This window comes from Vicinamibacterales bacterium (genome assembly GCA_035699745.1).
GTDB lineage: Bacteria > Acidobacteriota > Vicinamibacteria > Vicinamibacterales > 2-12-FULL-66-21 > JAICSD01.
The window spans coordinates 1-13324 of the sequence record DASSPH010000012.1; the positions used below are offsets into that span (position 1 = coordinate 1).

Genomic DNA, 13324 nt, shown 5'->3' on the forward strand with positions numbered 1-13324 from the left:
CTCGAGTACGAGCTCAACTCGCCGAAGCTGAAGGACGCGATCGCCAAGAGCAAGTTCAAGGACATCGCGCGCTTCGGCACGCCGGTGAAGGGGCACATCCTGCTGCAGGATCACGGCAACCAGGTCTGGTACCGCAAGGTCGAGATCCGGACCGCGGCGAAGTAGCCGGCCGCCGACGCGCGTGCGGATCGGCATTCTCGGCGCCGGCGGCATCAGCGACACCCACGTCCGTGCCGCGCAGGGGATCGACGGTGTCGAGGTCGTCGCCGTCCACGGCGGCAATCGCGACAAGGCAGCGGCGCTGGCTCACCGGGCCGGCGCTGTCGCGTACGACACCCTCGAGTCCTTTCTCGCCGCTCCGATGGACGCGATCGCCATCGGCAGTCCCTCCGGGCTGCACGCCGAACAGGCGATCGCCGCCATTCGGCGCGGGCTCCACGTCATCGTCGAGAAGCCGCTCGACATCACCCCGGCGCGCATCGACGCCCTGATCGCCGAAGCGGACCGTGCGCGGGTGAAGGTCGGCGTCTTCTTCCAGGAACGGCTCCTGCCGGAGCTCGTCGCCATCAAGCAGAAGATCGACAGCGGCGCGATCGGCAAGCCCGTGTTCATCGCCGGGCGCCTGCCCTGGTATCGTCCGCCGGAGTACTACGCCAACTCGCGCTGGCGCGGCACGCGCGCGCTCGACGGCGGCGGCGCGCTGATGAACCAGGGGATCCACACCGTCGACGTGCTGCTGTGGCTGTTCGGCCCGGTGTCGGGCGTGATGGGCAGAACGGCGAATCGTCTCCACCAGATCGAGGTGGAAGACACGGCGGTCGCCGCGCTCGAGTTCGAGAACGGTGCATTCGGCACGATCGAGGCGACCACCGCCGCCGCGCCGGGGTTCCCGCGCCGGCTCGAGATCAACGGTACCGAGGCGACGATCGTCCACGAAGAACCGGCGCGGGCCGCCGTCGTCGGCGACGCCGCGCCGCACCGCCGCGTGCTCGAGGATTTCATCCGCGCCGTCCGCGCCGGCGCCGCGCCGGCGTGCGACGCGCGCGAGGGGCGGCGCAGCGTGGCGGTCATCGACGCGATCTATCGTTCGGCCCGTTCAGGAAGGATGGAGAAGCCATGAGAGTGATCACGATGCTCGCGCTGATCGCGCTTGGCGCCGGCCTGCACGCCGGGGTGCAGGCGATGCAGTCTCCCGCCCCCGGCGGCATCGTCATCGAGCGCGACGCGGACGTGGCGAAGAACGAGCCCGGCACGCACAACGGCGGCGGCCAGACGGTCGGCTACTCGTTCTTCAGCAAGGTCCCGAACCTGACGCTGGTGTTCCGGAAGCGCGCGTTCAAGCCGGGATCCGGCGTCGGCCATCACGTGCAGAAGGAAGACGAGATCTACTACGTCCTCAGCGGCACGGGGACGATGACGCTGGACGGCAAGACCGTGGAGATCACGCCCGGCACGGCGGTGCTCACGCGTCCCGGCAGCTCGCACAGCCTGAAGCAGACCGGCAGCGAGGATCTGGTTGTTCTGATCAACTACCCGAAGTAGCCGAAGCCGTCATTGCAGACTGCCGATTGGCGATTGCCGATCGACAGTTGTCGATTGAGGGATTGGTGATCGACGGATTGGAGATTGGCGATTCCTCAATCGACAATCCGTCGATCGCCAATCGCCAATCTTCAACTGTCGATCGCCAATCGCCAATCGTCCAATCTTCAATTAGCGGCCCTGTATCCGATACAGGTGCGACTTCGTCCGGACGTAGAGCGCGGCGTCGTCGATGGCAGGCGTCGCCATGAACCCGTCGTCCAGCAGGTTCTCGGCGATGACTTTGAACGTCCGGCCGGCTTCGATCACCGTGGCCTTGCCATCCTCGCCGAAGAAGTAGACGCGCCCGCCGGCGCTGATCGGCGACGCGGAATAGGTCTGGTTCAGGCGCCCCGTCCAGACCTCGGCGCCGGTCCTGGCCTCGACGCACGCGACCACGCCGTTGTCGTTGACCATGAAGAGCAGGTCGTCGTGCAGCAGCAGCGACGGCTTCTTCGGCGCGCCGCGCGTCGAGCGCCAGGCGACGTGCGTCTCGGTGACGTCGCCGCGCCCGTCGGGACGGACGGCGAGCACCTGGCCGGTGTTGAAGCCCGTCGTGTAGAACACCAGCCCGTGCCCGGCGACCGGACGCGTGCTCGAGGAGAAGCTGGTGCGCTCTTCGAGACGCCAGAGTTCCCTGCCGGTCAGCGGATCGTAGCCGTACGCCGCCATCGAGCCGGGACTGATCAGCACCGGTTGTCCGGCGACGGTCACGATCAACGGCGTCGCGAACGCCTTGCGGAAGTCGCCGTCCGCCTTGATCTTCCCGTTCGGCTCGAGGTCCTTGAAATCGACGGAGCGCGGCGTCTTCCACACCGTGCGCCCGGTCCGCTTGTCGAGCGCGACGACGTACTGCACGTCGCTGCCGTCGAAGTGCATGATCAGCAGATCGCGGAACACGATCGGCGACGAGCCGGCGCCGCGGAAGTGATTGCACTCGAGATCGCGGCGCTCCCAGATCACCTTGCCGGTCGCCGTGTCGAGCGCCGCCGTCCCCGGCGATCCGAACGTCACGTAGACCCGCCCGGGCTCGATCACCGGCGAGGGGGAGGCGTAGGTGTTGAACGAGTGGGCGAACTGCGGCGTCGCGACGTCGAACAGCTTGAGATCGAAGATCGTCCGGCCGGTGTCCTTGTCGAACGCCATCGCGTAGAGCTGCCTGCCGTCCGGTGTCGCCGTGGTGAGCCACACCTGCCGGCCGAGTACCACGGGGGACGACCACGCGCGGCCGTGCACCGGCACCTTCCAGCGCACGTTTTCGGTCTCGCTCCATTTCTCGGGAATCCTGGCGTCGCGCACGATGCCCGTGCCTTGCGGGCCGCGGAACTCGGTCCACTGCGCGGCGGCGAGGACGGCGGTGATCAGCAGGTGCAGCATCGGATTACCTCGCGCCCGGCGCAGCCGTCCGCGCCTTGTAGGCGCGCGTCTCGCCGGTGCGGCCGTTCGTCACCGTGAAGCTGCCGTCGCGCTGCGCCGAGAGCTTGATGTTGTGCGCCGTCGACTCGTCGAGATTGGCGATCATCGGCGCCGGCATGTTCGCGGCGCCCGCGTTCACGGCGTAATGCAGCTGCCAGAAGTCCTCGAGGCCCGGCGAGCTCCGCACGATCTGCATCGCCTCGGCCTCGCCCCCCTTGGCGGGACCGTTGTTCATGATCGCGACGCGGGGCTGCAGCGCGTGCACCAGGACCGCCGGCCCCGACTGGTTCAATCCGTGGTGGGTGGTGAGGTAGACGTCGACGGCGCCGAGCAGATTGGCCGGGCAGGCAAGCTCCTGCTCCTTGTTCCACGTGAGATCGCCGAGGTCGACCATCCGGAACCGGCCGAATGCGATCACGCTGCCGACCGAGCGGGCGTTTTCCGAGGTGTCGACCTCCTTGGGCGTGAACGACGCGCAGGCGGCGTTGGCGGCCGCCGCCGGCGCCAGCGGCCGGGGGATTCGCTCGCCGTGCGCGGTCACGATGGTGACGTCCAGATCCCGGATGGGGAGCTTGTCGCCCGGCTTCACCAGCCGGTGCCGCCCCTGGGCGCGCGCCTTCGCGTAGCTCTCGAACAGCACCCAGGCGTCGTCGGTGGTCTCGACCGTCGGACCGTGATCGATGAACGTGCCGACCGGGACCTTCGCCGCGATCGCGGCGGCGTTGCCGGCATGATCGTCGTGATAGTGCGTCACCAGCAGATAGTCGAGGCGGCTGAGTCCCGCCTGCCTGATCGTGTTGACGACGCGGTTCACGTCGCGGCCGCCAAACCCCGGATAGCCGGTGTCGATCAGCATCGACTGGCCCGACGGCGTCACCAGCAGCGTGGCCTGCCCTCCTTCGACGTCGATGAAGTGGATGTCGAGCGCGGCGCGCGGCTGGGCACGGCCAGGCGCGACCGCGCAGAAGGCGGCGAGAATCGAGAGCGTCAGCAGTGTTCGCATGTGGGTCCCGTCAGGATCGCCGCCAGACGCCGCGGTTCGCGCCGCGCGATCCATTTCATGAAACGATCCGCGGCGTCGTTCGCCGCGCGTCCCCAGGTGCCAAGTCCCATCCCCTTCAGTTCGGTCTCGTCGTCACCCGATTTCACCCGCAGGCGGATGATCGTATCCCCCATTCGGGTGATCGATTTGCCGCCGAACGCGCCCGGCGGCTCGTCGCGGCGCTCGCGTCCCGTCACCTCGACCAGGACGTTCGCCTCCTCGCGAGTGTCGACGATGGTGATGCCCTTCTTCCGGCGCAGCGCCTCGCGCACGTCGCCGACCGCCTCCAGCCGCTCCGCCTCCTCCGGCGTCCGGGCGCCGGACGCCGCCGTCTCGGTGAAGACGTAGACACGAACGCTGGTCGGGGAACGATCGGGTGACTGGGATGTGCCGAACAGCAGCAGCATGCCGATGAGCAACATGATCGCCTCGCTTTCCAGCTTCGGCTCCCGCTACAGGCGCGGGAGCGACAGTCCTCCATCGACGTTGACGATCGTTCCGGTGGCGTAGGGGGCATCGCCGCGCAGCAGCGCCGCGACGATGCGGCCGACGTCGTCGGGCGAGCCCCACCGGGACTCCGGAACCAGGCCCTCCGCGATGCGCTTGTCGTAAACCGCCTTCACCGCGGCGGTCATGTCGGTCTCGATGATCCCGGGCCGTACTTCGTACACCGGAATGCCGCTGGGCGCGAGCCGCACGGCGAAGAGCCGCGCCGCCATCGACAGCCCGGCCTTGCTGACGCAGTATTCGCCGCGATTGACCGACGCCATCTCGGCGGACACGGACGTGATGAACACGATCGCCGCGGCGAAGCCGGGATCGGTGTGCCGCCGCATCGTCTGCTCGCGGGCGATCGCCTGGGTGAGAAAGTACGGGCCCTGCAGATTCGTGCGGATCAGCTCCTCGAAGCTGTCCTCGGCGGCGTCGAGGAGATCGGCGCGCTGGCGCGGGGCTCGGCCGGCGTTGTTCACGAGCGCGTTGATCGCGCCGTGCCTGGCGAGAACGGCGCGGACCAGCCGGTCGCGATCGGCGCGGAGCGCGATGTCCGCCGGTTCGTAGCTCACCTCGTTACCGGGCTGACGCAGTTCCGCCACGGTCGCGGACACGTCGGCGGCGGGCCGCACGCCGCAGAGCGCGAGGTTCCACCCGTCGCGGGCGAGCGCCCGCGCGACACCGAGGCCGATGCCGCGCGTTCCACCGGTGACGAGCGCCGTGCCGCGTGCCGCGGTCACGATCCGAAGAAGGCCAGGTACGGCCCACCCTCCGCGAGACGTTTGATGTAGAGCGCGACTTCCCGCGCGTGGTAATCCCCCCACTGGCTCGATTCGCCGCGCGGGATCGCGGAGCCTTCCGGGATGTGATCCCAGTTGTTCGGCCGGTGGTACACCGAGTGCAGCAGCAGACCCTGGTGCTTCGGATCCGTGCTCAGGTACGGCCCGCTCTCCTCGAGCAGCGTCTCGACGACCCGGAGGCCGGCCTGGGTGTAGAGATCCGCCTCGGGCTGACGGCCGTGCGCCGCGAGCACGCGCGCGAGCCGCAGCAGGCCCTGCGCGGCGATCGCCGCCGCCGAGCTGTCGACGGGCTCGAAGGCGTTGAACGGATCGGCGGCGCGATCGCGCCAGTCGGGCATCTGCGCGAGCCCGGGGGCGCCGGCGTCCCAGTACGGGATCCCGTCGGCTGCGGTGGCTTCGTCGATGTAGTGATCGCAGGTCGCGACCGCGGCATCGAGCAGCATCGAGGTGTCCGGCGCTTCGTTGGGGATGCTGGCGAGGAACTCGAGCTGTTCGGCGAAGCCGAGCATCGCCCATGCGAGACCGCGGGTCCAGGTGCTGAACGGGGAGTAGCCCTGCTGCGTGCTGGGTCCGCGATAGGTGCCGCTGGCGACGTTGAACAGGCTCTCGTGGGCGGTGCGGCCGCGCACGTCGTAGGCGTCGTGGCCGCGGCCGAAGTAGACGTTGTAGCGCGCCGTCGTGCGCGCATGATCGATCAGCCGGTCGAGCAGGCTGACGGCCGCGTCCTGTTCTTCCATGAGCCGCTGGCCGAGCACGTGCCCCAGCGCCAGCGCCCGCAGCGAGCGGATGGTGTCGACGAACAGCGAGTGGGCGCCGTTGAACGAATAGATGTAGCCGCCGTCGGGCAGCGACGTCCAGCGCCGCGCCTGCACCGCGCCGCTGACCTTCAGCGCCAGCTCGTAGAACCGCACTTCCCAGTCGCTGGCGTCGATCCGCTTCTCCCGGGCGAGCCGCCACAGATTGCCGTAGGTGCTGACGTTGTTGAAACCGTGGTCGTGGACGCCCATGTGCGTCAGGTGGCCCGACATGCGGTTCAGCGTCCGCTCGCGGCCGAGATCGAGGAACTCTTCGTCGCCGGTCGCGTCGTACTGCAGGAGCGACGAGCCGAACTGAAAGCCCTGCGTCCATTCGGTCCAGCCGCGCGCCCGGTACCGGCCCTCGACGGTGAACACCGGCGCGCCGTCCTCGGGCCGCCAGCTGTCCTCGATCGCCAGCAGTTTCCCGGCGGAGACGTCGAAGAGCCGCTGGATCCGCGGCAGCAGGTCCTTCGGCTCCCGGCGGCGATCGATCTGCATCGGGGGGTAGTCTATACCGCGTGGACACACTGAGAGTCGCCTTCGAAACGCTGCACGCGATCATGGCGGAGGCGCTCCGCCGGACCGGGATGGCGCCGCGGCGCGCCGACGAGTGCGCGCGCCTCTTCGCCGAAGCTTCGCGCGACGGCGTCGCCTCGCACGGCCTGAACCGCTTCCCGCGCTTCCTGCGGATGATCGCGCGCGGCGTGGTGGACGTGCACGGCGCGCCGGCGTGCCTCTCGGCGGCGGGCGCGCTGGAGCGCTGGAGCGGCCGCCGCGGGCCGGGCAACCTCAACGCGCGCACCTCGATGGCGCGCGCCATCACGCTGGCGCGTTCGAACGGGATCGGCTGCGTCGCGCTCGGCGACACCAATCACTGGATGCGCGGCGGCAGCTACGGGTGGCAGGCGGCCGATGCGGGCGTGATCGGGATCTGCTGGACCAACACGCTGGCCAACGTGCCTCCGTGGGGCGCCGCCGATCCGCGCATCGGCAACAACCCGCTCGTCGTCGCCTTCCCGCGCACGCGCGGCCACGTCGTCGTCGACATGGCGCTGTCGCAGTTCTCGGTCGGGGCGCTGACGCAGTACGCCGCGCGCGGCGAGCGGCTGCCCGTCGCCGGCGGCTACGACGCCGACGGACTTCTGACCCACGATCCCGTCGCCATCCTCGCGTCCGGCCGCCTGCTGCCGGTCGGATCGTGGAAGGGCAGCGGCCTGTCGATCGCGCTGGATCTGATCGCCGCGGCGCTCGCCGCGGGACTCGCCACGCACCAGATCTCGCGCCATCCGGAAGAGGAAAGCGGGCTGTCGCAGGTCTTCATCGCGATCGATCCCGCCGCGCTCGGGCCCGGGGACGTCGATCGGCTCGCCGACGGGGTGATCGAGCACGTGACCGCCGGTCCCGGCGAGGTCCGGTACCCCGGCGAGCGGACGCTCGAGATCCGCGCCCGGAGTCTGCGCGACGGCGTCGAGGTCGACCCGGCTATCTGGGCCGAGGTTCGGGCGGCAGCCGCAGGCTGAGGACGAGACTCGCCGCGAGCACGAGCGCGCCGGCCAGCGCCAGGAAGCCGCCGCCGTAGCCGCCGGTGGTGTCGCGGATGAAGCCCATGATCGAGGGGCCGAAGAAGCCTCCGAGATTGCCCACGGCGTTGATGAGCGCGATCCCCGCGGCCGCGGCCGTTCCGCCGAGCACGATGGGCGGAATCGACCAGAACACGCTCATCACCGAGCGCTGGCCGACCTGCGACAGCGTGAAGCTGAGGACGAGCAGCAGCGGATTGTCGGTGAAGAACGACGCCAGCACCAGCCCGGTGGCGGCGGTCAGCGCGCAGGCGGCGACGTGCCGCCGGCGCTCGCCGGTGCGATCCGAATGGCGTCCGATCAGCACCATGCCGATCAGCGCGGCGACGAACGGCACCGCGGTCATCAGGCTCAGACGCCAGCCGTCCTGTCCCGAGAGATCGCGCAGAATCTTCGGCAGCCAGAGGAACACACCGTAGGTCACCGTGGTGTTGAGGAAATAGACGGACGCGAGCAGCCACACCTTCGGCGAGCGGAACCCTTCGAACACCGACGCCGCATGGCCAGCCGAACGGGCGGCGCGTTCCGCCGCCATCGTCCGCGCCAGCCACTCGCGCTCGCGTGCGGGCAGCCAGTGCGCCTGCTCGGGCCGGTCGGTCAGCACGGTCAGCGCCAGGATTCCGAGGATCACCGCCGGCAGACCCTCGACCAGGAACAGCCACTGCCAGCCGCGCAGCCCCAGCGTCCCGTCGAGCCCCAGCAGCGATTCCGAAATCGGCGCGCCGACGATGATGGCGATGGGCGCCGCCATCATGAACAGCGCGCCGGTGCGCGCGCGCTCGGACGCGGGAATCCAGTAGGTGAGATACAGCACCATGCCCGGGAAGAACCCCGCCTCGGCGATCCCGAGCACGACGCGGGCGGCGTAGAACGACGCCACGCCGCTGACGAACATCATCGCCATCGAGACCACGCCCCAGCCGATCATGATCCGCGCGATCCACCGCCGCGCGCCGACGTGCTCGAGCATCAGGTTGCTGGGGATTTCGAACAGGCAGTAGCCGAGGAAGAACAGTCCGCCGCCGATGCCGTAGGCGGTGTCGCTCAGCCGCAGGTCGCGCTGCAGGTCGGCGGCGGCAAAGCCGATGTTGACCCGGTCGACGTAGGCGACGACGTAGCAGATGAACGCGAAGGCGACGAGACGGCGGGTGACGCGCGAAATGACGGCGCGCTGCTCGGCGGGAGTGAGGCCGGCGGTGAGCACTGGCGCCGACCATAACACACTGATCGGGTGATCGGGTGATCGGGTGATCGGGTAGTACGAAGAAGGTTCGATCAGGTCTGCGTTCACAGGTTGAGGAACATGCGTACTTTTCCGGCTCAATCGCGCGATCATTAGGAAATCGGGCCGGCACGCAATCTGCTCGTGTGCCGCGAACATGACTCCACAGCAGCTGCGTGAACGGGCCAAGAAGTTTGCAGTCGCGATTGTGCGATTGTGTCGATCGCTGCCGAGCGACTGGGTGGTCCGCGAGGTGGGGAAACAGTTGGTCAGAGCGGGAACGGCCGTGGCCGCGAACTACAGGGCCTGCCAGCGCGGCCGAAGCGACAAGGAGTTCTGCGCGAAGATCGGAGTCGTGGTCGAGGAGGCGGACGAGACGGAACTGTGGCTCGAGTTGCTGCAGGAGGCCGATCCACAGTTAGCTACCGCGGAAACCAGCGCGCTGATCGGGGAGGCGCGAGAGCTCGTAGCAATCTTCAGCGCTTCGCACCGTACTGCCAAAGCGAATCTGGAAAGGAAGAAGGCGCACAAAAGAAAGGAGCGTGCATCGCATCGACGCACGCCCTAGATGACCCGATCGCCCGATCACCCGATCGCCCGATCGCCCGATCGCCCGATCGCCCGATCGCCCGATCACCCGATCACCCGATCACCCGATGATCTGCGCGATCGTCTCCCTATTGATATTGATCTTCATCCGCTGGCGCGCCTTGGCCATGTAGGCGGCGAAGAACTTCTGCTTGCGATCGTTGAGCAGCTCGGTGCGGAGCGACTCCTTCTCCTTGGCGACCTGGTCGGGCGCCACGTCCTGGCGGTCCAGCACCTTCACGATCGCCGCGCCGGTCTCGGTGACGACGGGGTCGCTGACCGCCCCCTTGGGCAGGCTGAACGCCGCCGCTTCCAGCGCCGGGCTGACGCCGGCGTCCCCGATCGGCGCGCCGCGGGCGATGAGCTCGGTCGTCTTCACGTCGAGGCCCGCTGCCTTCGCCGCCTTGTCGAAGTCGCCCGCCTTCATCTCCGCGTTGAGCGCCGCCGCCTTCTGCCGCGCGGTCTCGATCGCCTTCTGCTTCAGGACGTCGTCACGCACCCGTGCCTTCACTTCGTCCAGCTTGGGCAGGTACGCGTCCTGGCGGCCGGTGACGGTGATGAACGCGTAGCCCTGCGGCGTCCGGATCGGTTCGCTGACGTCCCCTTCCTTCAACTGGAACGCCTGCTGCGCCACCGCCGGCGCCATCCCGATGCCGGTGATCGGCTCGTCCTGCGCGAACATCGCCGACTCGCCGGTCTGCAGGCCGCGCGTGCGCGCCACGGTCTCGAAGTCGGCCGGCTTCTTCAGCTCGGAGGCGACCTGGTCCGACAGCTTCTGCGCCGCGGACTGCGCCTGCTCCCATTTCAGCTGGTCCTCGATCTGCGAGCGCACCTCGGCGAGCGTGCGCTGCGACGCCGCGCGCCTGTCGGTGACCTTGATGATGTGGTAGCCGTAGCTGCTCTTCACCGGCTCCTGCGTCATCTGCCCGGGCTGCAGCTCGAACGCGACCTTGTCGAACTCGGGGACCATGGCGCCCTTGTTGAAGAAGTCGAGGTCGCCGCCCTTGGCCGCGCTCGCCTCGTCCTCCGAGTGCTTCTTGGCCAGCTCCTCGAAGTTCCCCCCCTTCTTGATCTGCGCGAGCAGATCCTCGGCCTGCTTCTTCACCGCCGCGTCGTCCTTCCCCTCGGTCTTCAGCAGGATGTGGCTGGCGCGCACCTGTTCGGGCGTCGAGTACTGCTGGACGTTGTCGTTGTAGTAGCGCTCGATCTGCTGTCCGGTGACGGCCGCCTTCTGGCGCATCGCTTCCTGGTCGATCGTCAGGTAGCGCACCTTCCGCTTCTCGGCGACGCGGTAGCTCTCCTTGTGATCCTCGAAGTGCTTCGCCACCTCGGCGTCGGTGGCGGCGAGCCCCTCGCGGAACTTGTCTGCGGGGAAGGTCACGACGGCGAGCTTCACCTTCTCGTTGCGCTTCTTCAACTCGGCGAGCACGTCGCTCTCGGCGACGGTGACCCAGCCGGTCACCGCGGCCTGCAGCTTCTCCGACACGATGCTGCGGCGGACCTGATCCTCGAACTCGTCGGGCCGCATCGGCGGCGTCTGCATGCGCAGCAGCTGCCGGTAGCGCTCGTCGCCGATGAACTGGCCGTTCTCCTGGAACGCGGGCAGCGCGAGGATCCGCTCGCGGACCTCGGCGTCGCTGGCGGCGATGCCGAGCCGCTTGGCCTCGGCGAGCGAGGCCTCTTCCTGAATCATCTGCTGCACGATCCGCTGATCGATCCCCAGCTGCTTCAGCAGGCGCTCGTCGATGTTGGCGCCGTACGACTGGCGGTACTGCTGCATCTGCTGCTGGTACACGCGCCGGAACTGCGCCGCGGTGATCTCGCGTCCGTCGACATCGGCGACCACGGCATTGTTCGCCGCCCCCTGCGTGGGGTCGTTCATGAAGCTGGGGATATACAGCAGGATGAAGGACACCACCACGATCGCAAGGCTCCACTTGAGCCAGCCGCGGTGCCGCCGCATCCGATCGAGCATCGTCATGGAAAAACCTCTGAAACGGAAAACGCAATTATGCCACGGACCGCCGTCCGCGGTCCGGCGCATATCGTTCAGCAGACCGCGGTTGCGGTCACGCACGTCAAGCGCCGCCGGCGGGTGCCGGCGTCACGCGCGCGGATGATTTCGATCTCGCGCGACGCGCGGCGCACGACTACGACGCGGTCGCCTTCGAGGCGGACCGCCGCTTCGCGAACGGCTGGCCGGTCCACATCGCCCCGAACATCGCCTGTGAGCCCCCCCTCGCAGCGCTGCCGGCCGGCGCACGATTCGACTTCCGGCATGTCCGGGCGGGCCGGTTGAGGATGGCCCCGTCGCTTTTCCCGTCCTTCCCGCCGTTGTCCTCCCGATTTCCTGCCCGGCTTGGCCCGGCTCCCATGCTATATTTGTGGAGTTTAGAAGGACTTAGAGGGATCCGGCATTCCGCAGCCTCGCATCCGCCGTCCATCGGGCACGCGTGTGCCGGCCCGCGGCCGGCGCTCGCCGTCATCGTCCACCCGGGTGGACCTGGCCAGCCGCCTCCGGCCGCTGCAGAGCGCGCTGCGAACCCGGCTTTCCCGGGGTGACCTCCTCGCCAGCCTGATCCGTGAGGTAAATGCGTCGCTCGACCCGGAGCGGGTCGCCGACGCGATCGTCGAGCGGGCGGCGGAATGGCTGCCCGCGCCGGCCTGGGTCGTCTACGCCGTCGACGCCGCAGGGGTCCGGACGTTCGGTGCCCGCGGGCTGTCGGCCTCGCTCGAGGCGCCCGCAGCGGCGGTCGCCCAGTGGATCCTGAAGCATGGCGAGGTCTGCACGGCGCCGGACGTGGGCGGCGACGCGCGCTTCGGCGAGTCCGGGACCGGCGCCGTCATCGGCTTTCCGCTGGAGTGCCGCGGGCGCACCGTCGGGGCGCTGGTGGGGCTGGACCGCGCGCCGGCGTCGCGGGCGCCGAAGTTCTCGGCCGGGGCCGAGGCGGCGCTGCTCAGAGCACTGGAGCCGGGGGCAATCGCGCTCGATAACGCCTTGAGAGTCGCGCGGGCGGAAGCGCTGTCGGTCACCGACGATCTGACCCAGCTCTACAACTCGCGATATCTCTCGCAGGTGCTGCGGCGCGAGACCAAGCGCGCGTCGCGCAGCGGCCGGCCGCTCTCATTGCTGTTCATCGATCTGGACGGCTTCAAGTCGGTCAACGACACGCACGGCCACCTCTTCGGCAGCCGCGCGCTCGTGGAAGCGGCGGGTCTGATCCGCCTCAGCGCGCGCGAGACCGACGTGGTCGCGCGCTTCGGCGGCGACGAGTTCGCGCTGATCCTGCCCGACACCGGCAGTGACGGCGCGGCCGCGGTCGGCGAGCGTATCCGCGACCGCATCGGCGCGCACCGGTTTCTCCAGGGCGACGGGCTCGCGATCCACCTGACCGTGTCGGTCGGTGTCGCGACCCTGCCCGACGTGGCCGCCTCGACGGAGGGCCTGATCCAGGCCGCCGACGAGGCGATGTACCACGTCAAGGATCACGGCAAGAACGGGATTTACATCGCGGGAAGCGGAAGCGAGGAGCGGATTTGAGCTTACGGTCACTGTTGTCAATGTTCTCGAGCGATCTGGCGATCGACCTCGGGACCGCCAATACGTGCGTCTACGCCCGCGGCAAGGGCATCGTCGTCAACGAACCCTCGATCGTCGCCATCAACAAGGTCAACGGCCGCATCGAGGCGGTCGGCAAGGACGCCAAGGAGATGCTGGGGCGCACCCCCGGCAACATCGTGGCGATCAAGCCGATGAAGGACGGCGTCATCGCCGACTTCGAAGTCACCGAGAAGATGCTCACCTA

The 13324-nt window shown here is 68.8% G+C and carries 13 protein-coding genes; 6 read left to right on the plus strand and 7 right to left on the minus strand.

The genetic code is table 11. The annotated features are described in order from the left end of the window. Window positions 1-181 precede the first annotated feature (181 nt). Both VFK57_01645 and VFK57_01650 read left to right on the plus strand, forming a co-directional pair. Entirely contained in the window at window positions 182-1120 is a 939-nt protein-coding gene (locus VFK57_01645; protein HET7694383.1) for a Gfo/Idh/MocA family oxidoreductase, read from the plus strand. Beyond that, entirely contained in the window at window positions 1117-1542 is a 426-nt protein-coding gene (locus VFK57_01650) for a cupin domain-containing protein (GenBank protein ID HET7694384.1), read from the plus strand. The genes VFK57_01645 and VFK57_01650 overlap by 4 nt, the downstream gene beginning before the upstream one ends. 171 nt (window positions 1543-1713) lie before the next feature. Here VFK57_01650 and VFK57_01655 read toward each other — a convergent pair whose 3' ends face one another. Genes VFK57_01655 through VFK57_01675 form a run of 5 tightly spaced genes read right to left on the minus strand, consistent with a single transcriptional unit; the run spans window position 1714 to window position 6626 of the window. After that, window positions 1714-2958, minus strand: coding sequence for a PQQ-binding-like beta-propeller repeat protein (locus tag VFK57_01655; GenBank protein HET7694385.1), 1245 nt, complete (start codon window positions 2956-2958; stop codon window positions 1714-1716). A gap of 4 nt (window positions 2959-2962) precedes the next feature. Continuing rightward, window positions 2963-4000, minus strand: coding sequence for an MBL fold metallo-hydrolase (locus VFK57_01660; GenBank protein HET7694386.1), 1038 nt, complete (start codon window positions 3998-4000; stop codon window positions 2963-2965). Further along, entirely contained in the window at window positions 3985-4461 is a 477-nt protein-coding gene (locus VFK57_01665; protein ID HET7694387.1) for a hypothetical protein, read from the minus strand. The genes VFK57_01660 and VFK57_01665 overlap by 16 nt, the downstream gene beginning before the upstream one ends. Before the next feature lie 30 nt (window positions 4462-4491). Beyond that, entirely contained in the window at window positions 4492-5271 is a 780-nt protein-coding gene (locus tag VFK57_01670; protein ID HET7694388.1) for a 3-ketoacyl-ACP reductase, read from the minus strand. Continuing rightward, on the minus strand, window positions 5268-6626 hold the full coding sequence (locus tag VFK57_01675; GenBank protein ID HET7694389.1) for a hypothetical protein: 1359 nt from the start codon (window positions 6624-6626) through the stop codon (window positions 5268-5270). The genes VFK57_01670 and VFK57_01675 overlap by 4 nt, the downstream gene beginning before the upstream one ends. A 20-nt stretch (window positions 6627-6646) precedes the next feature. Here VFK57_01675 and yiaK point away from each other — a divergent pair, with 20 nt between their 5' ends. Further along, entirely contained in the window at window positions 6647-7648 is a 1002-nt protein-coding gene (gene yiaK, locus VFK57_01680) for a 3-dehydro-L-gulonate 2-dehydrogenase (GenBank protein ID HET7694390.1), read from the plus strand. Here yiaK and VFK57_01685 read toward each other — a convergent pair. Then, a complete protein-coding gene (locus tag VFK57_01685; protein HET7694391.1) occupies window positions 7611-8912 on the minus strand; it encodes an MFS transporter in 1302 nt (433 codons plus the stop codon). The genes yiaK and VFK57_01685 overlap by 38 nt on opposite strands. Window positions 8913-9087: 175 nt before the next feature. Between VFK57_01685 and VFK57_01690 the strand changes: the two genes are divergently transcribed. Beyond that, complete coding sequence (locus tag VFK57_01690) at window positions 9088-9498, plus strand: four helix bundle protein (GenBank protein ID HET7694392.1); 411 nt, start codon at window positions 9088-9090, stop codon at window positions 9496-9498. Window positions 9499-9579: 81 nt separating this feature from the next. Here VFK57_01690 and VFK57_01695 read toward each other — a convergent pair whose 3' ends face one another. Further along, entirely contained in the window at window positions 9580-11499 is a 1920-nt protein-coding gene (locus VFK57_01695) for a peptidylprolyl isomerase (protein ID HET7694393.1), read from the minus strand. A gap of 474 nt (window positions 11500-11973) precedes the next feature. On the opposite strand from VFK57_01695, the gene VFK57_01700 reads away from it, so the two are divergent. Beyond that, window positions 11974-13059: a sensor domain-containing diguanylate cyclase gene (locus VFK57_01700; protein HET7694394.1), complete on the plus strand. Its 1086-nt coding sequence runs from the start codon at window positions 11974-11976 to the stop codon at window positions 13057-13059. 20 nt (window positions 13060-13079) lie between these two features. Next, on the plus strand, window positions 13080-13324 hold a 245-nt coding region (locus VFK57_01705; protein HET7694395.1), incomplete at its 3' end, for a rod shape-determining protein.

Bases quoted from the DNA above. Each gene is read 5' to 3' on its own strand.
- VFK57_01650 (HET7694384.1), top strand. From the start codon at position 1,117: ATGAGAGTGATCACGATGCTCGCGCTGATCGCGCTTGGCGCCGGCCTG.
- VFK57_01655 (HET7694385.1), bottom strand. From the start codon at position 2,958: ATGCTGCACCTGCTGATCACCGCCGTCCTCGCCGCCGCGCAGTGGACC.
- VFK57_01660 (HET7694386.1), bottom strand. From the start codon at position 4,000: ATGCGAACACTGCTGACGCTCTCGATTCTCGCCGCCTTCTGCGCGGTC.
- VFK57_01665 (HET7694387.1), bottom strand. From the start codon at position 4,461: ATGTTGCTCATCGGCATGCTGCTGCTGTTCGGCACATCCCAGTCACCC.
- VFK57_01675 (HET7694389.1), bottom strand. From the start codon at position 6,626: ATGCAGATCGATCGCCGCCGGGAGCCGAAGGACCTGCTGCCGCGGATC.
- VFK57_01690 (HET7694392.1), top strand. From the start codon at position 9,088: ATGACTCCACAGCAGCTGCGTGAACGGGCCAAGAAGTTTGCAGTCGCG.
- VFK57_01695 (HET7694393.1), bottom strand. From the start codon at position 11,499: ATGACGATGCTCGATCGGATGCGGCGGCACCGCGGCTGGCTCAAGTGG.